Here is a 23,835-nt window from a genome sequence, read left to right on the forward strand (position 1 = left end):
GATACAGCATATAGAACACGATTGTGTTTGTCAATGTCTGAAATATCAGGTGAAACCATGAACGACTACGACTACATCGGCATCCTTCTGGAAGCCCTTTCTGAGTTCCGCTTTTCCTTTATGGACAGCGCCTATCATCTCCAGCTGGAGCGGGAACGCCGCGCCTATGAGGCCCTCCACGCCTCCTTGACGGAGGCTCAGTATCCGCTTCTTCTGGCCTACGAGGAGGCCCGCAACGCCACCGCTTCCATCGGCGAGGACCTGTACGCCCGCCAGGTCTTTCTCCTGGCCCGGGAGATCTTCCGTTAAACCGGCTCGCCGTACAGCGCCCAGGTGTTGCTGGCGGTGATTTTCACATCGAGGAACTGCCCGATCAGCGCCTTGTCCCCCGTCAGCCGCACCAGGCGGTTGCCCTCCGTCCGGGAGGAGAGGGGATAGGCCGGGTCGTCGCTCTCACCGTCCACCAGGACCCGCACGGTCTTTCCGATGTAGGCGGCGTGGAGCTTGGCGGACATCTCGTTCTGCACCGCCAGCAGCTTGTCGAACCACTTCTGCTTCTCCTGGCGGGTCGCCGGGTCCGGCATCTCCGCCGCCTTGGTGCCGGGGCGGGGAGAGTAGATGAAGGTGAACAGCGCGTCGAAGCCCACCTCCTCCACCAGGGACACTGTGTCCATGGCCTCTGCCTCCGTCTCGCCGGGGAAGCCGATGATCACGTCGCTGGTCAGCACCAGCCCCGGCATGACGGATTTGGCGTAGCGGATCAATTCCAGGTACTGCGCCCGGGTGTACCGCCGGTTCATCTCCCGCAGGACCCGGTCGTTGCCGGACTGGAAGGGCAGGTGGAGCTGCCTGGCCACATGGGAACACCGGGCCATGGTGTCGAAGAGCTTCTTCGTGGCGTCCTTGGGATGGCTGGACATGAACCGGATCAAATACTCTCCGGGGATCTGGTCGATATCCGCCAGCAGGTCCGCAAAGTCATAGCCGATATTCAGGTCGTTTCCATAGGAGTTCACGTTCTGTCCCAAGAGCGTGATGTCCTTGTACCCGGCGTCCACCAGCGCCCGGACCTCCTCCAGCACGCACTGGGGGTCCCGGCTCCGCTCCCGGCCCCGGACATAGGGCACGATGCAGTAGGAGCAGAAGTTGTTGCAGCCGTACATGATGGAGACCCAGGCCTTCACGCCTTTTTCCCGCACCACGGGGATGCCCTCGGCGATGGTGCCGTGCTCGTCGTCCACGGAAAAGACCCGCTTCCGCCCCTCATACACCTGCCAGAGAAGCTCCGGGAATTTCCACAGGGCGTGGGGGCCGAACACCAGGTTCACATGGGGATAGGACCGCCTGATCCGCTCCGACACCCGCTGCTCCTGCGCCATGCAGCCGCACAGGCAGATGACCTGCTCGGGATTTTCCTTCTTGGTGTGGGTCAGGGCGCCCAAATTGCCGAACACCCGGTCCTCCGCGTGCTCCCGGACGGCGCAGGTGTTCAGGATCACCAGGTCCGCTTCCTTGGGGTCCTCTGTGAAGGTGAAGCCGCAGTCCCGCAGCATCCCCATCAGCTTCTGGCCGTCGGCCACGTTCTGCTGGCAGCCGAAGGTATCCACACAGGCCGCGGGATGGGCCTGCCGGTCCGCAAACATGGCCCGGATCTTCTCTTCAAATCCCCGCTGGCGGGCCAGGTCCGCCTCCGGGATCAATACATTTTCACGGTTCAAAACAGTTCCTCCGCATGTATATACTCCAACTGAAATATCATAGCATAAAAGCGAAAAAAGTACAACTACAAAAAACAGCAAAAGCCCGAAGAAACTGGAGGGACCGGCCTGAGCCGGTCCCTCCAGTTTCTTTTCAGCTTATTCCATTTTAGAAACCAGCTTGCCGAAAGCAGCAGGATTCACATTGTCCTCCGCGACCACATGGGCCTTACCGCCCACCAGGGACAGCAGGCCCAGCAGGGACCGGGCGTCCAGCATCACAGTTTCTGTGCTGACCCAGACCTCGTAGGGCGCTTCGCTGGCCAGCCTGCTGATTTTCTCCGCCTGTTCCTTGCTCCTGATATCGATCTCTCGTGTCATGCTCGTTTCCTCCTTACCGTCAAATTTTACGCGTCCCGCTCTCTGCGCGACCGTGAACACTTTAACATCCTCTCCCGCCGCTGTCAACGATATTGTTCGCCATATTTATCATAAGTAAACGATTGCTTTCTGTGTATCTTTCATATTTTTTCTGTATTTGTTCCAAAAATCCGCTATTCAGCTTTCTCCCCATCCCTGGTATTTTAGGGAAAAAACGCATTTCGTGTTGCCCAAAATGCCGCAAAAAAGGCCGGCCCACACTGGGCCGGCCTTTTTTCAAATGCTTTGCGCGCCCTTCCATCCGGGCCTGTTTGTGTTCGTTTCCGCTCTGCGGCGGCAGGTCACGCGCCCTCGTCCCACAGCTCCTCCGGCACCACGATGACGGACACAGGCGGCTCCTCCACCGGCGCCGTCCCCGGCTCCTCCGCCGGATCATCCGGGACTGCCGGTTCCTCCGGCACAGCCGGCACATCGGCGGGGATATCCCCGGGGCCGATCACCGGCGCCGCAGGCTCCTGAGTCTGGACCACAGGTCCCCGCAGAATGACCCTGTTCCGGGCCTTATAATCGCTGGTAGCCTCATAAGCGCTGGAGATCAGCTTGCCGTCCTTATCGTACAGATGGCGGTAGGTCCGCCACTTGGAGCCGGTATAGGGGGTCGTCTTTACTTTCTCCTGGCCGGGAGCCAGGGTCGGATCGTCCTCATACACCACCTCGAAATTGGTGGTGGACAGCCGCTCGTTGGTCATCTTGGCGGTGATGCCGGTGACGTTGGTCCCCAGCAGCTTCACGGTCAGATAGCCGTTTTCATAGCTGGTGACGATCTTGATGGGATAGCTGGTGTCGTTGGTGAACTTGTAGTCCGGCCCGCCCCAGGACACGGTGGCGTCCATGCCGGCGGCAATGTAGGAGGGGATGTAGCGGTGGGCGTACCGCTCCGTGATCTCCAGATTGCCCCGCAGGCAGGCCAGATACAGCGTCGAGGAGGTCTGGCAGATGCCGCCGCCGATCTCATCCACCGTCTCTCCCTTCACGTAGGCGGGGGCGGGCTTGTAGCCGTTGGCGGCGGTCCGCTTGCCCACCACGCCGTTGTAGGAGAACACGTCTCCCGTGTTCATCACATAGTTGTTGATGGTGGAGGCGGACAGCTGCACATTGCTCTTCCGGGCGGCGGTGCCGCCCACCTTGGTCCGGGCCTCCCCCAGCACGTCCCGGAACAGCACGGCCCGCAGGTCCGCCGCCGTGACCTCCGGGTGCTGGATCTTTGCGTCTATTTCCACAGTCTCGCCGGGAGCGGCCGCGTCCAGCGCCGCCTGCGCGGCGGAAACGTCGAAATCCGCGCCCATCTGTTCCGGCGTGATGGTGTCGGTCTCCGCGTCGTACCCGGCGTTTTTCACCTCACCGTGGACCTCGTCATAGATCTCCTGGGCGGTGCGGATCCTGGCGGGCGTGGAGGCGCAGGGTGCTTTCAAAGAGAGGTCGCCCAGCCAGGAGAGGCTCTTCATCTGCTCCAGCAGGGCCGCCTCGTCCACCTGCCGGCCATCCTTGGCCGCGTGGAGCAGAAGGGCGTCGTCCGTTACGGTGTAGCCGGTGTCCTGAGGCGCGTAGGAGAGGGCCTCCGCCGCCTGGGCGGCGGCCTTTGCCAGCTTTTCCCCGTCCACCTGGCAGGCAGTCTTGCCGGTGAAATTCGTCCAGCGGACGCCCCGGCTGTGGGACAGATACGCCTTCCCGGCCGTGAGGATGGATCCGCCGTGCTGAAAATCAAAGGCGTCCGCCGCCGCCGCGGCGGGGTCCAGGCTGACGCCCATCTCCTCCAGAGAGAGCACCACATGAGGCGGCGCGCCGGCCAGATCAGTCGCCATGCCGGCTGAGTAAAACCGGCCCTCCTCCGGCATATCATACACCATCAGGCCGATGTCCGGCAGTGCCGTCTCCAGCTTCTCCGCGGCCTCCGCCGCCGTCAGGCCGGAGACGTCCTGCCCCAGGATGTCCGTATTCGGCCAGAAGCCCGGACGGCTGTTGGCGTACCAGCCCAGGCCCAGGTCAGCCGCGATCATGACGGCCAAAAGGACCCCCGCGATCACGGGTCCCCGCTTCTTTTTCTCGCTCTTTTTCAGCCGTGCGCCGCCCGGCTCCCGCGCGGTGGCTTCGTTTGCTTTCTCTTCCATGAAGCCCTCCTGTTGTTACGAATGATCCGGAACAAGCCGCACACACAACAGCCTATTCCATTGGTTTTTATTTTATAGTCAATGAACCCGAAAAATCACAAACGATTTTTCATGCAGGCTGCGCCTGCCGCACGCAAAACGTACGGTGATCGACTATGAAATCCAAATCAAGGCCGCAGACCGCGGCCTGTCACAGTGCGAGCGCTGTGACGCTTGAAAAGTGGCGGAGCCACTTTTCAAGCGATTTGATTATAGCACACTTTTTTGGAAAAAGCGTTACAATCTCGTAACAATATCCGCAGTGGACAGAGAGCGGCCCGGGTCTCAAGAGCGCTTTCAGCGGCGGCATGATCCCCGCCGCCGGGCATCTTCCTAGCCCCGCTCCCGCCGCTGCTTGGGGATGCGGATGGTCAGCAGGATCGCGTCCTCTGTCTCCTCCCGGCGGCTCTCAGCGCCCACGCCCGCCTCCCGGATCAGCCGCAGGCCCCGGTCCAGGCTGTTCAAAAACAGCCGCACGTCCTTCAGGATGAAGGTCCGGCGTCCCGCCGGAGGCGTGGCCTGCAGCTCCGCCAGCCGTCGGTCGATGTACTGCTCCGTCTGGGCCACGTTCATCTGGCGGACCGTGATCCGCCGCAGAGCGTCCAGCCGCTCCTCCTCATCCTCCAGCCGCAGCAGCGCCCGGGCGTGGCGCTCCGTCAAGCCGCCCTTTACCAGAAGCTCCCGGCACTGGGGCGACAGGCGCAGCAGCCGCAGCTTATTTGCCAGGGCCGACGGCGACCGCCCCAGCTGCGCCGCCGCCTCTTCCTGGGTCACGCCGGACCGCCGCAAATAATCCGCGATGGCGGCGGCTTCTTCAAAGTAATGCAGGTCCCGCCGCTGCAGATTTTCCACCAGGGCCAGCAGCGCCGACTGCTGGCTGTCCGCCGCTGTCTCGATGCAGGGCACCGTTTCCAATCCCGCCAGCCGTGCCGCCCGGAGCCGCCGCTCCCCGGCGATCAGCTCCCAGCCCTCCGGGCAGCGCCGCACCGTCAGAGGCTGCAAAATGCCATGCCGCCGGATAGACGCGGCCAGCTCCCGCAGGCCCGCCTCGTCAAAAACCCGCCGGGGCTGCCGCGGGTTGGGCCGCAGCTCCGCCGCCGGCAGCTCCATGACCCGCCGTCCCTCCGTTTCCGCCATAGGACCGCCTCCTTCCAATTTCCCCTATTTTACGTCCTGCGGCGTGAAAAGTCGGCAATATCCTGTCGAAGGACGCGGGCATGCGCAAAAAAAGAGGCGGCCCGCTGAGGGCCGCCCAGTATTGGCCGGTTTTGCCGCCTCCCGCCCCAGAAGCACTGGAGCGGGGAAGGCGCAGCCTGTAATAGAAATCGGATTTTCCCACGCCGCAGGCGCAGCCCGTCAGCGGCAGGTATAGGCGAACCAGCCCTCGGCACTGCGGGTCTCCAGGATCTCCAGTCCCGCTTGGCGCAGCTTGTCCGCCACCTCCTCCGCCCGGTCGTCAATAATGCCGGAACAGAGAAACACGCCCCTCTCGCTGAGCAGGGATCGGACCATGGGTGCAAGGCCGATAATGACATCCGCCACGATGTTGGCCAGCACCACGTCATATCCGCCGCCAAGCTCGGCCCGCAGGGCCGCGTCCTCCAGGATGTCCCCCACTTTCACAGTGTAGGTCTCCCGGCCGATGCCGTTCATGGCAGCGTTTTCATAGGCCACGTCCAGGCACTTGTCGTCAATGTCCACCGCCAGGGCGGAGGCCGCTCCCAGCTTCAGGGCCGCGATAGATAATATCCCGCTGCCGCAGCCCAGGTCCAGCACCTTCTCGCCGCCCCGGACCGTTCGCTCCAGCGCCGTCAGGCACAATCGGGTCGTGGCGTGGCTGCCGGTACCAAAGGTCAGCCCCGGCTCCAAAATCAGCGGGACCCGGGAGGCCATCATCGCCTGGACCTTGGGGTCCTCCCGCTCCCACTGGGGCACCACCAGCAGCCGCTCCCCGATCTCCATGGGCTTGTAATATTGCTTCCAGTTGTTCTCCCAGTCGGCGTCCCGCATGTCGTTCATGGTCATCAGCAGGGTCCCGCAGTCGGCGCGTGCCTCCTTCAGCGCCTGCACCGCCATCCGGACCTCTCCCAGCTTGGCAAAGCCCTCCTCATCCGCTTGCAGGTAGAAGGTGATCTGGGACTTTCCCTGCATCTGCCGCTCCAGATCCTCGTCCACGTAATCCCAATACTGGTGATTGTTCTCTAAAAAGTCCTGAAATTCCGTTTCATCGTCGATGACTACGCCGTCGATGCCCAGAGAGGAAAGCAGCGTCTCCACCATCTCCAGCCCAAGGTGGGTCGTGTCGATATGCAGTTCCAGCCAGCTCATAAAAACTCCTTTATGTGATGAGAAATTAGGAATTCTCCTTATGGAGGGCAAAACAGAACAGCCAGCTTCGCTGGCAATTTAAAATTCCTAATCCCTCATTCCTAATTGTTTTTCACCGGTTTTTACCGATGAAAAACAGCGCCATGGTCCCCGGGCCGGAGTGGTTGCCGATCACCGGGCCAACGTAGTTGATGTGGATGTCCTTGATGCCGAAGCGGCGTGTGATCTCCTCCGCCACGAATCGGGCGTCCTCGGCGCAGTCGCCGTGGGTTATGAAGATCGTCTGGGTCTCAGGCTCGATCACGCTCTTTTCCATCTCGTCCACCAGCGCCAGCAAAGACGCCTTCCGGCCCCGAGCCTTGCTCACCGGCGTCAGCCGCCCCTTGTCGTCCACATGCATCACCGGCTTGATGGCCAGCATGGTGCCGAACAGGGCCGTGGCAGCGTTGATGCGCCCGCCTCGCTTCAGGTGGTACAGATCGTCCACTGTGAACCAATGGCAGATGTGGAGCTTAGTCTCCTCTGCAAAGGCCCAGACCTCCTCCAGGGACTTCCCCGCCGCCTTCTCTCGAGCGCAGAGCCATACCAGCAGGCCCTGGCCGCCGGAGGCACACAGAGAATCCACGACCCGGATATCCGCCTCCGGGGCCTCGCCCTTCAGCTCTTCCGCCGCGATGACGGCAGACTGATAGGTGGTGGACAGGGCGGAGGAAAAGCTGATGCACAAAATGTCCTTTCCCGCCGCCAGGAGCTGCCGCATCCGCTCCTCAAACTCTCCCACGTTAACAGCGGAGGTAGTGGCCTCGGTGCCGCCCCGGACCCGGGCATAAAAGTCCTGGAAGCCGATCTCCCGGCCATCCAGAAAGTTGCGGTAGGTCGCGTCGCCCATTTGCAGGCTCAGCGGCAAAACCTCCAGCTCCAGGCTTTGGGCTATTTGGGCGTCCAGATCGCAGCAGCTGTCCGTCAGGATCACAAAATCACGCATGGCTCAGTCACGCTCCTTTTCCTTTTTGCTCTTGGCCTTCACCGGCAGCTCTCCCGCCGCCATCTTCTGCTGCCGCAGCAGAGAGACGTAGCGGCTGCTGGCCACGCCGGCGGCATAGCTCAGCAAAGCGAAGTGGATGGCAGAGTCCGCCAGGGAATCGTCGTTCGTACGTCCCTCCATTTCATCCACCGTGATGGAGAGAGCCTTGTCCAGGCTATCGCAGAAGGCCCGGTAGCCGCTCTCTACGGAGTGGGCACCCTGCAATTCCTCGTGGATCAGCAGATCCATGTCCCGGGTCGACATGACCTGCTTCAGCACGCAGATGGCGGTGAGGTAGGCCAGGTGCTCCCGGCTGTACTTCTTTCCCTCCGCCCGGGGCACCAGACCGCTTTTGGTGTAATTGTTCACCATGGCGGCGGTAAGCGCGTCATCCTCGTCAAAGCGGATGTATTGGCGCTCCATATAGCTCAGCACCTGATCCATATACAGGGCAAAATCCGGAAGCTGTTCCCAGTCCACAGGCCGCTGGTTCCGCAGCCGCTCCTGCAATTCCATCAGATCAGACATGACGGCCTCCTCCTTATTGGCAGTATACAGTAATCATACCACGGAAATGCAGTTTTGTAAACCGTGTTTTAAGAGGTTGAAAATTATTTTAGCAGAATAATATACCCCCCGGGGGTATATTTTCCGCGCAGTTTCCATACCCCCCGGGGGTATATTACTTCCCAACGCAGAAGCGGGAAAAAATGCGAGAGACGATCTCCTCTTTGGCGGAACGGCCCGTCAGCTCACCCAAGGCGTCCAGCGCCTCCTCCACATCGGTCAGCACCGCGTCGGGGGTCAGTCCGGCGGTCAGAGCCTCCCCGGCCCGGCGGACAGCGTCCCGGGCCCGGCGGGCGGCCTCCTCCTGGCGCTGGTCCGTCAGCAGGCTGCCGGCCTGCGCGGCCGCCCCGGCGGGGAAGAGCCTGGAGATGGCGCCCTCCAGTGCGTGCAGGCCGCCGGGGACCACGGAGCTGAACATCACAAAGGCGTCTGCCGTTCGGGCGCCTTTGGCGTCCTTTGAAATGTGACCGGTCCCGGGCGGCAGCAGGTCGGCTTTGCTGGCGCCCAAAATCCAGTGGGGTGCCTGGCTGGCCAGTGCCAGGATTTCCTGATCGGCCTCCGTGGGGCCGGTGACGCCGTCCACCACGGCGATCACCAGGTCGGCGTTTGCCACAGCCCGGCGGCTGCGCTCCACGCCCAGCTGCTCCACCGCGTCGCAGGTGGCATGGATACCGGCGGTATCCACCAGCCGCAAGAGCACATCCCGTATCACGGCGGTGTCCTCCACCGTATCCCGGGTGGTGCCGGCGATATCGGTGACGATGGCCCGCTCATAGCCCACCAGGGCGTTCAGCAGGGAGCTTTTGCCCACGTTGGGCCGCCCCACGATGGCGGTGCGGACGCCGGACTTCAGCACCTTTCCCCGCCGGCAGGTGTCCAGCAGGGCGGTGAGCTTTTCACCGGCGGTCCTCAGGGCCTGGGCGATCTGCTCCGGCCGGATGTCCTCGATGTCCTCGTCGGGGTAGTCCACCACGGCGTAAAACCGGGAAATCACATCCAGCAGGGCCTCCTGGATGGGCTCCAGGGTCCGGCGCAGTCCGCCGTCCAGCTGGGCGGCGGCGTTTCTGGCAGCGGCAGCGGTCTCCGCGTCGATCAGGTCCACCACAGCCTCCGCCTGGGTCAGGTCCAGCCGCCCGTTGAGAAAGGCCCGCCGGGTAAATTCTCCGGCCTTTGCCTGTCTGGCTCCGGCGGCGAACAGGGCACTCAAAAGCTCCCGCTGCACCACCGGGGAGCCGTGGCAGTGAAACTCGGCGGAGTCCTCGCCGGTATAGCTGCGGGGGCCGGGAAACCGAACGGCCAGCCCCTGGTCTATCGTCCTCCCCTGGCTGTCCAGCATCTCGCCAAACACCATTTTTCGGGCTTCCTGTTCCGGGAAGGACTTTCCGTTAGCGGCCCGGAAGGCCCGGCCGCAGATGTCAAAGCACTTCTCGCCGGAGACCCGGACGATGCCGATGGCGGTGGGATTTCCGCCGGTGGCGATGGCGGCGATGGTATCCATCAGATCAGCTCCTTTTCCATGAGGTAATTGGTCAGCATCTATCCCCGGCGCTCAAGAAAGGGCCGGCGGTATGTGCGGATCAACAAATGTATCATCCTTCGCGTGTGGTTTTTCATCGTCCGTGTCCCATAAACAGACCGGGCGCGTTTTTTCCAATGTATATCCTTTGCCGATAAATTGCAATTCTTTCCGCCAGATCTTTGTACCGCTTTTATATTTTGACCAAATTTTACGCAAAGCTTCTTGGACTGTATCGTGAAAATGCATGATTTTCCCTTTGAAATTCTCCCGGGGGACAATAGAAAAAACTGGAAGGCGGGATTACAATAGATGAAACAGCCGAAAGCCCCGCGGTTTTTCCGCTGCAGCAATGAAGGAGGAATCTTAATGAAAAGGAAACTATCCGCGCTCATCCTCGCGATCGTCATGCTCTGTTCCATGGTTCCCTCCGCAATGGCCGGCTCTATTTATACAGCCAAGGAAATCAAGGTCAAGCACGATTTCCAGACAGACGGTGTGGATGACGGCAAGGGCGCCGCCACTTATGTGGAGGTGGAGGGCGGCTACTATGTCTCCCCCTGGAAGTACACCGTGGAGAACATCAGCCTGACCGTGACCTACAAGGGCACCGACTACAAATCCAAGACCAAGGACCTGAAGCTGGACGGCCTGAACGAGGTCAAGATCAGCGTCTTTGAACAGGGCGGCAAGGTCATCGTCAGCACGGAGAGCGCGCCTGACGGCGCGGAGAAGATCGCCAAATTCAAGGTGGACCTCAAGACCTGGACCGTCATCGCCATGCCCAAGACCGAGGGGCTGGAAATGGCCGTCAAGTTCCAGTATAAGGACGCCAAGCCCGACCCGGCCAAGAATGTGGACGCCTATCCCCTGGACGCCAGCGCCCTGGAGCAGGCGGAGGCCGAGACGGGCACCGTGCAGCTCATTCACGACTTCAAGGAGTGCAAGGGCACCACGGATGAGACCAAGGAGATCCGCACGCTGCTCAAGCCTGACGCCAACGGCGTGTACTTCGCCTCCCGCTGGGATTACAAAATGGCCACCAAGGAGGGCGACGCGGGCGTGGGGCCCAACATCGACTGCAAGGTGGTCTACAACGGCGCCAATAAGAAGATGAAGGGCGAGGACATCACTCCCGACGCCAACAACTGCGGCACCCTGTATTTCTTCGACACGGACGGCAAGCTGGACGTGGACAAGGAGGTCCCCGCGGGCGCCACGCTGCTGGCCGAGTGCACCATGAGCCTGGACGGCGCCATCTGGTTCACCCCCAAGAGCGACAAGATCACTGCCGAGCTGGAGTTCAACTATGACGCCGGCGAGACCTATGACGTGAGGAAGAACGTGGAGCAGGTGAAGAATGAGGCCCCTGCCGAAAAGCCCGCGAATCCCTTCACCGACGTGGCGGAAAGCTCCCCCTACTACCAGGGCATCCTGTGGGCCGTGGAGCAGAAGATCACCAACGGCGCCACCGCCACCACCTTTGCCCCCGCCAATCCCTGCACCCGCGCCCAGATCGTCACCTTCCTGTGGCGGGCCGCCGGTTCTCCTGAGCCGAAGCTCACAGAAGCAGCGTATATGGACGTGACTGACCCTGACGCTTACTACTATAAGGCCGTCCAGTGGGCCGCCGAAATGGACATGGAAGGCAGCGGGACCTTCCGGCCCAATGAGACCTGCACCCGGTTCGACGCCGTGCACTTTATCTGGCGGGCCAACGGCAGCCCCGCGCCGAAGGCCAAGACCGCCTTCACCGACATGGCTGAAGAGGAAAACAGGCAGTTCCTGCACCCCATCGAGTGCGTGCACTGGGCGGTGGAGGCCGGCGTGACTAAGGGCACCGGCGACGGCACTGCCTTCTCCCCCCTCGGCCCCTGCACCCGAGGCCAGATCGCAACCTTCCTGTACAGGGCCGCGCAGGCATAAAACGACACACCGAAAAAGGACGCCTTCCGGCGTCCTTTTTTCACGAGTTTTCCGACGGGCCTCCTGGCCGGTGCTCCTCACCCCAGACGCACAGCGTGTCCAGAATGGGGATCAGCGACTTGCCCTTGGATGAAAGTCTATATTCCACCTTGGGCGGGATCTGGGGATACTCCGTCCGGAGGACCAGCCCGTCCGCCTCCAACTCCTTCAGCGACAGGCTCAGCGTCTTGTGAGAGATTCCCCCCAGATATCGCTTCAGCTCGTTGTAGCGCAGAACAGTCTTTTCTGCCAGCCAGTGGAGAATGCTCATCTTGTATCTGCCGTTGATGAGGGACAGCGCATATCCGCATCCAGTTTTCTGCATTTTGGCATCGAGCATGACATAAGCAGTCATTGAATCACTTTCCTTTTGGTTCGTATCTAACAAAAATGTGCCTACTTTACAAACAAATAACATTATGATATTAAATGGCAGTCCCCGGGCACAGGGAAACACAGCGGCGCTGGTCGCCGCCTTTACGGAGGGCACGGAGTCGGCGGGACACACCGTCTCCAGATTCGACCTTGGAACTATGGATATCCACGGCTGCCAAGGCTGCTACGGCGGCGGCAAGGCCCCTGACTACCCCTGTGCTCAGCGAGATGATATGGATCAGATCTACCCCGCCTACATGGCGGCAGACGTGGTGGTGCTGGCGTCGCCCATATACTATGGAAGCATCACCGGTCAATTGAAATGCGCTCTCGACCGTCTGTTCGCCGTGGCGGAACTGGGCCCTAATTACGCCAGTCCCACCAAGAACGCCGTGCTGCTGATGGCGGCAAAGGGGAGCACGGAGGAAAACTTCGCCCCAGTACGGACCTATTATGAGTTCCTGCAGCACCACATGGGCTGGAAGAACACGGGCATCGTCTATGCCGGGGACAATTTCAGTATAGGAGATATCCAGCGCAAGCCAGAGCAATTGGAAGCTGCCCGAAAATTGGGCGCCGCCATTTAAAACGCAAAAATGGGATGGGCCGCAAGGCCCGTCCCGTTGATTTTTACCAAGGCTTGCCGCACACGCTCACCAGCGGGCAGGACCGCAGCAGCGCTCCTTCATCCCCGCATCCAGCGGACGAGGCCTTTCTTTTACGCGATGGGCGGCACACAGCACCACATGAAAGCGGGGCGGGCATTCGCCCGCCCCGCCAATGGATACACACAGCAGTCAGCTTTGATATGCGGCAGGCGCTACCCCCGCCAGAGTATCCATTTTCAGCTTGAAAAAGTGGTTGAACAAAAATATGATACGCCCGCTGAGGACCATGGAGACCAGTGTGCCGGGACCAATGACTTCCACGCGGCCCACGGCGGCCATGCCAATGGCACAGGTAATGGCCACACAGGCGATATCCATGATATTTCTGACCGTACCCAGATCCTTTCCCACCCGCTCCGCAATGGTCTGGCACAGACCGTCGGCGGGGTTCGGCAGCAGCTTCATGCTCACAGACATGGCGCTTCCCACAGAGGTGCACAAAATGCCCAGGCAAAAAAGCGGGATGGACTGCCCCTGGGGCTGAAACGTCAAAAGCCGCCCAAAGAACTCCAGAAGCAGACTAAACAGCAGGGCAAAAGGGACCTGCAGCAGGTCTCTCCAGGAACGGTTCCTGCCCTTTATCACAAATTGAAGCGTCACCAGGACCAGGTAGACACAAAAGGCCAGCGCCGGAAAATTCAATCCCCAGATCCGGGAGATCCCATAGTGGACGGACACAAACGGTGCCACGCCCAAATCAGCCAAATTGGTAATGCAGACGCCAAATGCCAGCAGAAGCAATCCCGTCAAATAAAACAGCAGACGCCAGCACCAGTTCATCCACTTGCGATCCACACTGCCACATCTCCTTTATGGGAGCAAATTTTTCCGTTGGGCCTTGCGCCCATGTCACTGCACGCGCTCGCCGGCGGCCTCCTTGGCCTTGATCTCCCGGACGGCGTCCTTGTGGCTCAGGTTGACCCGGCCCTTCTCGTCGATGTCGGTGACCTTCACCCACATCATGTCGCCGATCTTGCAGGCGTCCTCCACCTTCTCGATGCGGTGGTCCGCCAGCTTGGAGATGTGGACCAGGCCGTCCTTGCCCGGGGCCAGCTCCACAAAAGCGCCGAAGGTCATCAGGCGCACCACCCGGCCATAGTACAGCTTGCCGATCTCAGGGACGAACACGATGTCGTCGATGCACTTCTTGGCGGCGTCGCAGCTGTCGGGATTGGGGGCGGAGATGAAGATGGATCCGTCGTCGTTGATATCGACCTTGGCGCCGGTATCGGCCACGATCTTCTGGATGACGGAGCCGCCCTTGCCGATGACGTCCCGGATCTTGTCGGGATCGATGTGCATGGTGATCATCTTGGGGGCGTATCTGCTGACCTCGGACCGGGGCGCGGAGATGCAGGGCAGCATGATCTGATCCAGGATCTGGACCCGGGCGTCATAGGTGATGTCCAGGGCGTTCTTGATGATCTCCATAGTCAATCCGTCGTTCTTCAGGTCCATCTGGATGGCGGTGATGCCCTTCTTGGTGCCGGCCACCTTGAAGTCCATCTCGCCGTGGAAGTCCTCCACGCCCTGGATGTCGATAAAGGTGGTAAAGGAGCCGTCGTCGTCCTGAATGAGGCCGCAGGAGATGCCGGCCACAGGGGCCTTGATGGGCACGCCGGCATCCATCAGGGCCAGGGTGGAGCCGCAGATGGAGCCTTGAGAGGTGGAGCCGTTGGAGCTGACCACCTCGCTGACCACGCGGATAGCGTAGGGGAACTCCTCCACGGAGGGGATCACAGGCAGCAGCGCCCGCTCGGCCAGAGCGCCGTGGCCGATCTCCCGGCGGCCGGGGCTGCGGGCGGGCTTGGCCTCGCCCACGGAGTAGCCGGGGAAATTATAGTGGTGCATATAACGCTTCTCGGTCTCTTCCCAGATGGTGTCCAGCTTCTGATTGGCGGACAGCGTGTCCAGGGTGCAGACGGACAGCACCTGGGTCTGGCCCCGGGTGAACAGGCCGGAGCCGTGGGTCCGGGGCAGCACGCCCACCTCGGCGGCCAGGGGCCGGATCTCGTTCTTCTGGCGGCCGTCCACGCGGTGGCCCTCCAGCAGCCAGGCCTTGACGATCTTCTTTTGGAACTTGTAGGTGATCTCCTCCAGGTACTGGTCCATGTCGGGATGGGACTCCAGATACTTCTCGTGCCACTTTTCGATCATGGCATTCCAGCGGGCCTCCCGGACGTTCTTGTCGTCGGTATCCATGGCGGCCTTGGCCTCGTCCATGAAGTTGGCCACGATGTCGTCGAACAGCTCCTGGTCGAAGGAGGCATGGGGATAGTCGAACTTGGGCTTGCCGATCTCGGAGACCATCTGGTTGATGAGGGCGATCTGCTTCTGGTTCTCCTCGTGGGCCTGCCGGATGGCCTCGAACATCACATCGTTGGGGACCTCGTTGGCGCCGGCCTCGATCATGACCACCTTCTTGCCGGTGGAGACCACCGTGACGTCCAGGTCGCTGACCTTGCGCTGCTCGCTGGTGGGGTTGAACACCAGCTTGCCGTCCACCAGGCCCACCTTCAGGGCGCCCACGGGGCCGTTCCAGGGGATGTCGGAGATAGCCAGGGCGGCGGAGGTGCCGATGAGAGCGGCGATCTCGGGAGAGCAGTCGTGGTCCACGCTCATCACGGTCGCCATGATGGAGACGTCGTTGCGGAAGTCATAGGGGAACAGGGGGCGGATGGGCCGGTCGATGACACGGCTGGTCAGGATGCCCTTTTCGCCGGGGCGGCCTTCACGGCGGTTGAAGCTGCCGGGGATGCGGCCCACGGAGTACAGCTTCTCCTCAAAGTCCACACTGAGGGGGAAGAAGTCAATGCCGTCCCGGGGACGGGCGGAGGCGGTGGCGCACACCAGCACGCGGGTGTCGCCGTAGCCCACCATGACGGCGGCGTTGGCCAGCTCGGCCAGCTTGCCCACCTCCAGGAAGAGGGGACGGCCGGCCAGCTCCATCTCATACTTGCGGTAGCCGGGGAATTGTCTGCGGGTTATGATGGTTGACATGTGTTTGCTCCTTTTCATTTGAAGTTTTCCGCATGGGAGCCAAACAACCCTTTAGCACTTGAAAAAAGGCCCGAGATAGGAGGCGCGGACCACGGTCCAGGCGTTTTTTCAACTGCTAAAGGTTAAAACTGGCTCTCACGCGCGCCAGGGGAAAATGTGAAGAAAGGGTGGTGTGTACACACCACCCTCATTCAACGCTTACTTACGGATGCCCAGCTTGGCGATCAGGGCGCGGTAACGCTCGATGTCCTTCTTCTGCAGGTAATCCAGCAGGCTGCGGCGCTTACCGACCATTTTCAGCAGGCCGCGGTTGGAGTGCTTGTCCTGCGGATTGGCGCGCATATGCTCGGTCAGCACGTTGATGCGCTCGGTGAGAATGGCGATCTGGACCTCGGGAGAGCCGGTGTCGTTCTCGTGGGTACGGTTGGCGTCGATGATAGCGGTTTTCTGTTCTTTGCGAAGCATGGGTTTTTCCACCTTTCCATATAGATTCCCCGCGGGGCTGCGCCGTGGGACCGGTGAATGTCCGCAAAACGAAGCTCCGGGGCATTTTCATGGGACCGGAGTTCCCTCACAGCCGCATGCTGTATAAGGATAACACATCATTTTCCGGTTGTAAAGGGGGAGCCGCCCTGTTTTTTCCCTGAAAATACAGAAATTTTGCTCCTGGCAGGTCTTGACAGCGCTCTGCCGCCGTGTTATTCTAACTGTACTAGAACAGTTAATACAGTTTGTGGCGTTCCGCGCCGCGGAAGGGAAGGTGAAGCGATGATCAGCCTGAATTACCGGGATTCCCGGCCCATCTACGAACAGATCAAGGACGGCCTGCGGAAGCTGATCGTCACCGGAGCCATGCCGCCGGGGGAAAAACTGCCGTCGGTACGGGCGCTGGCCATGCAGCTGAGCATCAATCCCAACACCATTCAACGGGCCTACAACGAGCTGGAAAGCGACGGGTACATCTACTCCGTTCCCGGCAAGGGCAGCTTTGCCTCCGGGAATCTGGACGCGGACGCCGCCCGGAAGAAGGAATTGCTGGGCCAGGTGCGGGAAATGATCGCGGAGCTGCGGTATCTGGGCGTCAGCCGCCAGGAGCTGCTGGCACTGATGGAGGAAGAGGAGGAACGACTATGATCGAAGTGAAGAACGCCGTCAAGCGGTTCGACGGCTTCGCGGCGCTGGACGGGGCCTCCGTCTCCGTGCCTGCCGGCAGCGTCTATGGCCTGGTGGGGCCCAACGGCGCAGGCAAATCGACCCTGATCCGCTGCCTGACGGGCATTTACCGCCAGGATGAGGGCGACATCCGCCTGGACGGCCAAGGCGTGTGGGAAAACGCGGCGCTGAAGGGCCGCGTGGCCGCCATTCCCGACGACTGGTACTACTTCATGCAGTCCACCATCCGGGATATGATGCGCTTTTACCGGGGCTTTTATCCCACATTTTCCATGGAGCGGTACGAAAAGCTGAAGGAAGTTTTCAACATCGACGAGAAAAAAACCATCCGCCGCCTGAGCAAGGGCATGCAGAAACAGGTGGCCTTCTGGCTGGCGCTGAGCTGCATGCCGGACTATCTGATTTTGGATGAGCCGGTGGACGGCCTGGACCCGGTGATGCGGCGGCAGGTGTGGAGCCTGGTGATGGGCGACGTGTCCCAGCGGGGCACCACGGTGCTGGTCAGCTCCCACAACCTGCGGGAGCTGGAGGACGTGTGCGACCACGTGGGCATCATGGACCACGGCAAGGTGCTGCTGGAGCGGTCCCTGGAGCAGCTCCAGGACAACATGGTGAAGCTGCAGGTGGTGTTCCAGGACGGCGTGACGGAGGTCCCGGCGGAGCTGCCGGTGCTCCACGCCTCCCGGGTCGGCCGCATCCACACCCTCATCATGCGGATGAACGCCGAGGAGGCCACGGCGAAGCTCTCCACCTACGCCCCCTTGCTGGTGGACGCGGTGCCCCTGACGCTGGAGGAGATCTTTATCTATGAATTGGGAGGTGCGGACTATGCAGTCAAAGACATCGTACTTTAACGGGACCCTGTTCCGCAAGAACCTGACCCGGTTCTGGCCCCTGTGGGGCGGCGCAAGCTTTTTGGGGGCGCTGTTCCCCCTGGCCATGTGGATGAACATCAGCCGGAGCCTGCACAGCTACCTGCGGGAGCCGCTGGAATTCACGAATCTCTATTACAATACGCTGACCGGCCTGCCGGTGGTGTCCCTGCTGTACGCGATCCTCTGCGCCATGGTGGTGTGGAGCTATCTCTACAACGCCCGCAGCGTGGGGATGCTGCACACCCTGCCCCTGCGGCGGGAGGGGCTGTTCCTCACCAATTTTCTCTCAGGCCTGACCATGATGCTGATCCCCTACGCTGTCACCGGGGCATTGTGCGTGCTGATCTCCCTGCTGTACGGCAGCTTTGACCCGGCGGGCCTTTTCAACACCATTCTGGGCGTGCTGGGACTGAGCTTTTTCTACTTTGCCAGCGCCACTTTCGCGGCCTTTGTCACCGGCAACCTCTTCGCCCTGCCGGCGCTGTATTTCCTGTTTCACTTCCTGGCGGTGCTGCTGGAGTGGATCCTGTCGGAGTTCGCCTCCTGCTTCCTAGTGGGGGTCCGGTCCTACTATAACGGCGCCACCAGCTTTCTCTCCCCCACGGTCCATCTGCTCAGCCATCTGGGCGTGGACTCGACTTATGAGGAAGCGGAGCGGATCACCGCCGACGGAACCCATTACGTCGACAGCGTGCTGACCGCCGTGGAGCTGGAAAATTTCTACCTGATCGGCGTATACGCCCTGGTGGGCGCGGCGCTGGCGGCTGCCGCCTTCGTCCTCTACCGCCGCCGGCGCAGCGAGTGCGCCGGGGACGTGGTGGCCGTGGGCTGGATGAAGCCCCTGTTCCGCTACGGGCTGGCGGCGCTGTCGGCCCTGCTGGGCGGGCGGCTGCTGTACGCCCTGTTCTGGGAGGGCGGCTTCCAGAACGGCCCCTACGCCGAGGCGCTGCCCATGGCGGTGTGCATGACCGTGGCAGGCGTCATCGGCTACTTCGCCGCCACCATGCTGCTGGCCAAGTCTTTGCGGGTGTTCCGCAGGCGGAGCTGGCTGGGAGCCGGGGCGGTGGTTCTGGCCTGCGCGGCCCTGTGCGCCGTGCTGCGGTTCGACGCGCTGGGCATCCAGCGCCGCATTCCCGCGGCAGAGGAGCTGCGGAGCGTGTACCTCTACGCAGGAGGGAACTCCTACAGCCTCCAGGCCGGAAAGGATGACGACATGATCCGGCAGGTGCTGGACCTGCACCGGGCCGTGGCGGCCGACACAGAGTATCTGCGCAGCGGCGCCGACCCCGACGACGTTTATCACGCCTACACGGAGCTGACCTACACCCTGGCGGACGGCAAGACCCTGGACCGCTATTACCGCCTGCCCATCACGGAGGAGCGGCTGGCCCAGGCGGGGACCTATGACAGCCTGCTGGACCAGTTTGTGAACAGCACCGCCGCCAAGATCCGGCGGCTCCACCTGGACGACGATTACGCCGTTACCGGCGGCACCATCACCGTATATGACCTGGCCGGAAAGGAAGACAGCTTCTTCGACCTGAACAGCCGGGAGGCCAAGACCATTCTGGACGCCGTGGGCCGGGACACCCAGGCCGGGACCTGGGGGCAGGTGGACCTGACCGGCAGCGACCGGGACGACGCATACGCCATGGACCTCTACCTGTCCTTCGCGAAGGAAGGCCCGGACGTCGACAGGGACGCCGACCGGATCACGATCGCGGTCCGTCCGGGGATGGAGAACACCCTGGACTGCCTGGACGCCATGGGTCTTGTCCAGCGGGAGCGGCTGCTCACCTGGAGCCAGTACTACAACGACGAGGGCTGGTCGGAGGAATATGATGAAATGGGCACCTATACCGAAACGGCCAGCGGTACCGGCGGCGCCGGCGGCATCGGCATCATCGGCGGGGCCGACGGCCCCACCAAGGTCTATGTGGCGGGAACGGTGATCTGACCCATGGCAGTCCACAGAAGACGGCGGAGGCGGTGGTACATCGACCCCCGGCTGAAGCTGGGCGCTCTGGGGGCAGCGCTGCTGGTGCTGGCGTGCGCCGTGATCGGAGTCCTGCTGGCCAGGCGGGCCCCGGACCCGGCAGACGTGGCCGTGCCGGATTACGTCCGGCAGGACTATCTGACGGTGAACGAGTGGTCCCGTCCCGGAACGGAGCTGAAGGAGATCCGGGGCGTGGTCATCCACTACGTGGGCAATCCCGGCACCACCGCCCAGGCCAACCGCAACTATTTCGAGTCTCTGTCCTCCGGCAAAGAGGGGACCTACGCCAGCAGCCACTTCATCGTGGGGCTGGAGGGAGAGGTCATCCAGTGCATCCCCTTGGACGAGATCGCCTACGCCTCCAACACCCGGAACGGCGACACTGTGGCCATCGAGGTCTGCCACCCCGACGAGACGGGGGTATTCTCCCCCGTCACCTATGACCGCGTGGTGGAGCTGACGGCCTGGCTGTGCCAGGAGTTCCGGCTGGACCCGGAGGCCGACGTGATCCGCCACTACGACGTGACGGGCAAGGTCTGCCCCAGGCATTTCGTGGACGACCCGGAGAGCTGGGAGCAGTTCCGGGCCGACGTGGCGGCGGAAATGGAGGCGGCCGCGGAGCAGGCGGACTGAGCAAGCGCCAAACGCCGTCTGCGCGTGCCTTTATTCCGCCCATGGGCGCATACGCTGAGCGGCCGGAAAAATTTTTTAAAAAATTTTTCAAAATCGTGAAACAAAACGCCCGGATAAATCGTCTTATAGATGTAGTCAACATAAAAAGCTGTGTGAAAGGAGCCTCTCCATGGAGAAAGCTATGACCAATGAACCCCTGTGGCGCGTATGGGTCGATACCCAGCGACGCATCGTATCCTTCCATGAGGAGGAGGGCTGCAAGCTGCTGGAGTTTCGCAGCCGGGAGATGTTCTTGAGCTGCGTGGACCAATACACCTGCAAACAGTACCGGTATCAGTGACCATCAAACACGCAAAAGGGACCGCCTGGGCGGTCCCTTTTTTATTTTTTATACGGTATTGGATCGTCGGTCAGGCCCAGCAGATAATCAATGCTGGTGTCGTAGAACCGGGCCAGGGCGATCAGCGCCGCACTGGGAATATCCAGCGCGCCGCTCTCATATCGGGAATACGTGGTCTGGGAGATATTGAGCAGATCCGCCAATTTCCGCTGTGGCAGATCCTTGTCCTCCCGCATGTCCCGCAGACGGTGATACATCGCCGCATATCCCTCCCCTTCCATGCTGATGCTTTAGGAACCGCTGATTCAATTGAGACGCACGTTTTGGCGGTATATTCTCTGCTTGGACTGCGTCAGAAAATCTTGAAATTCGTCAGGATTCCCGCGTTTTTTTCCTTGCCAGACAAAAAATCTGCCTGCCAATCCGCACATCCCGATTGAATCAGGGTTCCTTTATTTTAGGATATGCCAAAATTGCATATTGCATTTTATGCGATAATCGCATAAAATGATGAGCAAGGTCTCATTTTGCGGGAGGTGACATGCGTTGGCGAAGAAAAAGACAGAGGAGATCTGGCGCATCTGGGTCGATACGGAGCGGCAGGTGGTATCCTTCCATGAGATCGACGGCGGGCGGCTGCTGGAATTTCGCAGCTACGAGCTGTTTCAGTCCTGTATCGACCGTTACACCGCCCAGAGGTATCGCTATCAGTAAAAATGCGGCGCTATTTCCAGAAAAAATCCATGAAAAACCGTTGACAAACCGCCAAAACGTGATATCATATTCCGGTAATTGAACATTTTGGCGTAGATAAGGACGAGTAACCCTCTGGTTCCCGCGAAGAGAGCCGCCGTTTGGTGCAAGGCGGACGGGCACGGAGGACGAAAATCACCTTGGAGCCTCCTGCTGAAAGACGACGCGAGTAAGCGTGGACGTGTGACGGGCGTTATTCCGTCGGCCCGTGACGGCGGGCGGTGAGCGGTCGTGTCCGCAAGGCCACGGCAACCGAGAGTGGTACCGCAGAGTGTTTTTTGAACGCTTTGTCTCTTGAACGAGAGGCAAAGCGTTTTTTTCTTAAAGAGGGGGATTTCATCCCCCCTTTAAATCCCCCCACCAGTGACCTCGGTCACTGGTGAACGCCGCCCAAGGCGGCTGAGTCAATGTATTTTCGCCACGTACATGCCGCGGCGAAAATAGATTTGAGCTTGCTGTCAATCATCGATTATTCAATTATCAATTCAACCCGGATTTTGATTTGGAGGAAACAGATATGGACTACAACAAGACCATCCATCTGCCGAAAACCGACTTTCCCATGCGGGCGGGCCTGCCCAAACGGGAGCCGGAGATGCTGGCGCGCTGGAAGAAAATCGACGTCTATCACGAGCTGCTGAAGAAGAACGAGGGCAAGCCCCTGTTCAACCTGCATGACGGCCCTCCGTTCTCCAACGGCGCGCTGCACATGGGCCACGCCCTGAACAAGTCCATCAAGGACTTTATCACCCGCTCCGCCGCCATGCGGGGCTATTACACCCCCTACATCCCCGGCTGGGACAACCACGGCATGCCCATCGAGAGCGCCATCATCAAGCAGAACAAGCTGAACCACAAGGCCATGAGCATCCCCGATTTCCGCTCCGCCTGCCACGACTTCGCCCAGCACTACATGGACGTGCAGAGCGAGGGCTTCCAGAGGCTGGGCGTCATCGGCGACTGGGAGCATCCCTACGCCACCATGAACCCCGGCTTCGAGGCCGAGGAGGTGAAGGTGTTCGGCGAGATGTACAAGAAGGGCTATATCTACAAGGGATTGAAGCCCGTGTACTGGTGCCCCCACGACGAGACCGCCCTGGCGGAGGCCGAGATCGAGTATCAGGACGACCCCTGCACCACCGTGTATGTCAAGTTCCCCATGCACGACGACTTGGGCAAGCTGGCAGGCTTTGACAAGAGCAAGCTCTTTTTCGTGATCTGGACCACCACCATCTGGACCCTGCCCGGCAACCTGGCCATCGCCCTGCATCCCGACGAGAGCTACGCCCTGGTGAAGGCCCCTAACGGCGAGGTCTATATCATGGCCGAGGCCCTGACCGACAAGGTGATGCGGATCGGCGGCTTTGAGAGCTACGAGATCCTGGAGACCCACCCCGGCTCCTTCTTTGAAAACATGCTGGCGGACCACCCCTTCCTGCCCAAGACCAGCCGCCTGCTGCTGGCGGATTACGTCACCATGGACAGCGGCACCGGCTGCGTCCACACCGCCCCCGGCTTCGGCGCGGACGACTATCAGACCTGCAAGCGCTACGGCATGGACATGGTGGTGCCTGTGGACGACCAGGGCCGCCACACCGACTATGCCGGCAAATACGCCGGCATGAAGACCGACGAGTCCAACCCCGTCATCCTGAACGACATGAAGGAGAGCGGCGCGCTGTTCGCCAGCGAGGACATCGTTCACAGCTACCCCCACTGCTGGCGCTGCAAGAGCCCCATCATCTTCCGGGCAACCCCCCAGTGGTTCTGCTCTGTGGATTCCTTCAAGGACGAGGCCTGCGCTGCCTGCGACGATGTGCGCTGGGTCCCGGGCTGGGGCATCGACCGCATGAAGTCCATGATCCGGGAGCGCACCGACTGGTGCATCAGCCGCCAGCGCCGCTGGGGCCTGCCCATCCCCGTGTTCTACTGCAAGGACTGCGGCAAGCCCGTCTGCACCGATGAGACCATCTCCGCCATCTCCAAGCTGTTTGAGGCGGAGGGCTCCAACGCCTGGTTCGCCAAGGACGCCGCCGATATCCTGCCCGACGGCTTCACCTGCCCCCACTGCGGCGGCAAGTCCGGCTTCGAGAAGGAGACCGACACTCTGGACGGCTGGTTCGACTCCGGCTCCACTCATTTTGCCGCCATGAAGCGGGATCAGGGCTTCTGGCCCGCCACCGTCTACATGGAGGGCCTGGACCAGTACCGCGGCTGGTTCCAGTCCGCCCTGCTGACCGCCGTGGGCGCCTTCGGCAACGGCGCGCCCTTCAAGGAGTGCGTCACCCACGGCTGGACCGTGGACGGCGAGGGCAAGGCCATGCACAAGTCCCTGGG

Annotated in this window: 24 protein-coding genes and 1 other annotated feature; of the genes, 10 read left to right on the top strand and 14 right to left on the bottom strand. The window is 61.2% G+C overall.

Annotated features, from left to right (window positions below; genetic code table 11):
* The first annotated feature begins 57 nt into the window (after positions 1-57).
* Entirely contained in the window at positions 58-309 is a 252-nt protein-coding gene (locus Q0Z69_RS10340) for a hypothetical protein (protein ID WP_298033017.1), read from the top strand.
* Here Q0Z69_RS10340 and miaB read toward each other — a convergent pair.
* The 9 genes from miaB to Q0Z69_RS10385 all read right to left on the bottom strand — a co-directional run bounded on the left by miaB (position 306) and on the right by Q0Z69_RS10385 (position 9,969).
* Entirely contained in the window at positions 306-1,718 is a 1,413-nt protein-coding gene (miaB, locus tag Q0Z69_RS10345) for a tRNA (N6-isopentenyl adenosine(37)-C2)-methylthiotransferase MiaB (protein ID WP_298033019.1), read from the bottom strand. The genes Q0Z69_RS10340 and miaB overlap by 4 nt on opposite strands.
* Before the next feature lie 138 nt (positions 1,719-1,856).
* Positions 1,857-2,078, bottom strand: coding sequence for a hypothetical protein (locus Q0Z69_RS10350; protein ID WP_298033020.1), 222 nt, complete (start codon positions 2,076-2,078; stop codon positions 1,857-1,859).
* 341 nt (positions 2,079-2,419) lie between these two features.
* Positions 2,420-4,246, bottom strand: coding sequence for a VanW family protein (locus tag Q0Z69_RS10355; protein WP_298033022.1), 1,827 nt, complete (start codon positions 4,244-4,246; stop codon positions 2,420-2,422).
* Between the two features lie 372 nt (positions 4,247-4,618).
* Positions 4,619-5,422: a ParB/RepB/Spo0J family partition protein gene (locus Q0Z69_RS10360; RefSeq protein WP_298033023.1), complete on the bottom strand. Its 804-nt coding sequence runs from the start codon at positions 5,420-5,422 to the stop codon at positions 4,619-4,621.
* A gap of 219 nt (positions 5,423-5,641) precedes the next feature.
* Positions 5,642-6,613: a 50S ribosomal protein L11 methyltransferase gene (gene prmA, locus Q0Z69_RS10365; protein ID WP_298033026.1), complete on the bottom strand. Its 972-nt coding sequence runs from the start codon at positions 6,611-6,613 to the stop codon at positions 5,642-5,644.
* A 112-nt stretch (positions 6,614-6,725) separates the two neighbouring features.
* Positions 6,726-7,598, bottom strand: coding sequence for a DegV family protein (locus Q0Z69_RS10370; RefSeq protein ID WP_298033029.1), 873 nt, complete (start codon positions 7,596-7,598; stop codon positions 6,726-6,728).
* Between the two features lie 3 nt (positions 7,599-7,601).
* On the bottom strand, positions 7,602-8,165 hold the full coding sequence (locus Q0Z69_RS10375; RefSeq protein WP_298033032.1) for a DUF1836 domain-containing protein: 564 nt from the start codon (positions 8,163-8,165) through the stop codon (positions 7,602-7,604).
* 154 nt (positions 8,166-8,319) lie between these two features.
* Complete coding sequence (mnmE, locus tag Q0Z69_RS10380; protein ID WP_298033034.1) at positions 8,320-9,702, bottom strand: tRNA uridine-5-carboxymethylaminomethyl(34) synthesis GTPase MnmE; 1,383 nt, start codon at positions 9,700-9,702, stop codon at positions 8,320-8,322.
* A 51-nt stretch (positions 9,703-9,753) separates the two neighbouring features.
* Positions 9,754-9,969, bottom strand: coding sequence for a hypothetical protein (locus Q0Z69_RS10385; RefSeq protein ID WP_298033037.1), 216 nt, complete (start codon positions 9,967-9,969; stop codon positions 9,754-9,756).
* Between the two features lie 120 nt (positions 9,970-10,089).
* On the opposite strand from Q0Z69_RS10385, the gene Q0Z69_RS10390 reads away from it, so the two are divergent.
* The gene (locus Q0Z69_RS10390; RefSeq protein ID WP_298033040.1) at positions 10,090-11,646 is read left to right on the top strand and encodes an S-layer homology domain-containing protein; all 1,557 of its coding nucleotides are present in this window, start codon (positions 10,090-10,092) and stop codon (positions 11,644-11,646) included.
* 40 nt (positions 11,647-11,686) lie between these two features.
* Here Q0Z69_RS10390 and Q0Z69_RS10395 read toward each other — a convergent pair whose 3' ends face one another.
* Positions 11,687-12,040 carry a helix-turn-helix domain-containing protein gene (locus tag Q0Z69_RS10395; RefSeq protein ID WP_298033043.1) on the bottom strand — a complete coding sequence of 118 codons (354 nt, stop codon included), beginning with the start codon at positions 12,038-12,040 and terminating at the stop codon, positions 11,687-11,689.
* A 64-nt stretch (positions 12,041-12,104) separates the two neighbouring features.
* On the opposite strand from Q0Z69_RS10395, the gene Q0Z69_RS10400 reads away from it, so the two are divergent.
* Complete coding sequence (locus Q0Z69_RS10400; RefSeq protein ID WP_298033045.1) at positions 12,105-12,647, top strand: flavodoxin family protein; 543 nt, start codon at positions 12,105-12,107, stop codon at positions 12,645-12,647.
* A 210-nt stretch (positions 12,648-12,857) separates the two neighbouring features.
* On the opposite strand, the gene Q0Z69_RS10405 is transcribed toward Q0Z69_RS10400, so the two are convergent.
* The 3 genes from Q0Z69_RS10405 to rpsO all read right to left on the bottom strand — a co-directional run bounded on the left by Q0Z69_RS10405 (position 12,858) and on the right by rpsO (position 16,193).
* Positions 12,858-13,523 (bottom strand): YitT family protein, encoded by a 666-nt coding sequence (locus tag Q0Z69_RS10405; RefSeq protein WP_298033047.1) that lies wholly within the window; start codon positions 13,521-13,523, stop codon positions 12,858-12,860.
* 54 nt (positions 13,524-13,577) lie between these two features.
* Entirely contained in the window at positions 13,578-15,728 is a 2,151-nt protein-coding gene (locus Q0Z69_RS10410) for a polyribonucleotide nucleotidyltransferase (RefSeq protein ID WP_298033049.1), read from the bottom strand.
* 198 nt (positions 15,729-15,926) lie between these two features.
* Positions 15,927-16,193 (bottom strand): 30S ribosomal protein S15, encoded by a 267-nt coding sequence (gene rpsO / locus Q0Z69_RS10415; RefSeq protein ID WP_298033051.1) that lies wholly within the window; start codon positions 16,191-16,193, stop codon positions 15,927-15,929.
* A 303-nt stretch (positions 16,194-16,496) separates the two neighbouring features.
* On the opposite strand from rpsO, the gene Q0Z69_RS10420 reads away from it, so the two are divergent.
* From Q0Z69_RS10420 to Q0Z69_RS10440, 5 genes are all read left to right on the top strand, one after another.
* A complete protein-coding gene (locus Q0Z69_RS10420) occupies positions 16,497-16,862 on the top strand; it encodes a GntR family transcriptional regulator (RefSeq protein ID WP_298033052.1) in 366 nt (121 codons plus the stop codon).
* Positions 16,859-17,755 (top strand): ABC transporter ATP-binding protein, encoded by an 897-nt coding sequence (locus tag Q0Z69_RS10425; RefSeq protein WP_298033054.1) that lies wholly within the window; start codon positions 16,859-16,861, stop codon positions 17,753-17,755. Before Q0Z69_RS10420 ends, Q0Z69_RS10425 begins: the two co-directional genes overlap by 4 nt.
* Positions 17,730-19,733, top strand: a complete 2,004-nt coding sequence (locus Q0Z69_RS10430) for an ABC transporter permease (RefSeq protein WP_298033056.1) — start codon at positions 17,730-17,732, stop codon at positions 19,731-19,733. Before Q0Z69_RS10425 ends, Q0Z69_RS10430 begins: the two co-directional genes overlap by 26 nt.
* A gap of 3 nt (positions 19,734-19,736) precedes the next feature.
* A complete protein-coding gene (locus Q0Z69_RS10435) occupies positions 19,737-20,405 on the top strand; it encodes an N-acetylmuramoyl-L-alanine amidase family protein (protein ID WP_298033058.1) in 669 nt (222 codons plus the stop codon).
* A 169-nt stretch (positions 20,406-20,574) separates the two neighbouring features.
* Positions 20,575-20,745 (top strand): hypothetical protein, encoded by a 171-nt coding sequence (locus tag Q0Z69_RS10440; protein WP_298033059.1) that lies wholly within the window; start codon positions 20,575-20,577, stop codon positions 20,743-20,745.
* Positions 20,746-20,786: 41 nt separating this feature from the next.
* Here Q0Z69_RS10440 and Q0Z69_RS10445 read toward each other — a convergent pair whose 3' ends face one another.
* On the bottom strand, positions 20,787-21,002 hold the full coding sequence (locus Q0Z69_RS10445; protein ID WP_298033061.1) for a helix-turn-helix domain-containing protein: 216 nt from the start codon (positions 21,000-21,002) through the stop codon (positions 20,787-20,789).
* Positions 21,003-21,291: 289 nt separating this feature from the next.
* Here Q0Z69_RS10445 and Q0Z69_RS10450 point away from each other — a divergent pair, with 289 nt between their 5' ends.
* Together Q0Z69_RS10450 and ileS are read left to right on the top strand one after the other, a co-directional pair.
* A complete protein-coding gene (locus Q0Z69_RS10450; protein ID WP_298033063.1) occupies positions 21,292-21,459 on the top strand; it encodes a hypothetical protein in 168 nt (55 codons plus the stop codon).
* Positions 21,460-21,543: 84 nt separating this feature from the next.
* Positions 21,544-21,796: a binding site (T-box leader), on the top strand.
* 219 nt (positions 21,797-22,015) lie between these two features.
* On the top strand, positions 22,016-23,835 hold a 1,820-nt coding region (gene ileS / locus Q0Z69_RS10455), incomplete at its 3' end, for an isoleucine--tRNA ligase (RefSeq protein WP_298033066.1).

The sequence above is a fragment of the uncultured Dysosmobacter sp. genome (assembly GCF_947631165.1).
In the GTDB taxonomy this organism is placed as follows: domain Bacteria; phylum Bacillota; class Clostridia; order Oscillospirales; family Oscillospiraceae; genus Oscillibacter.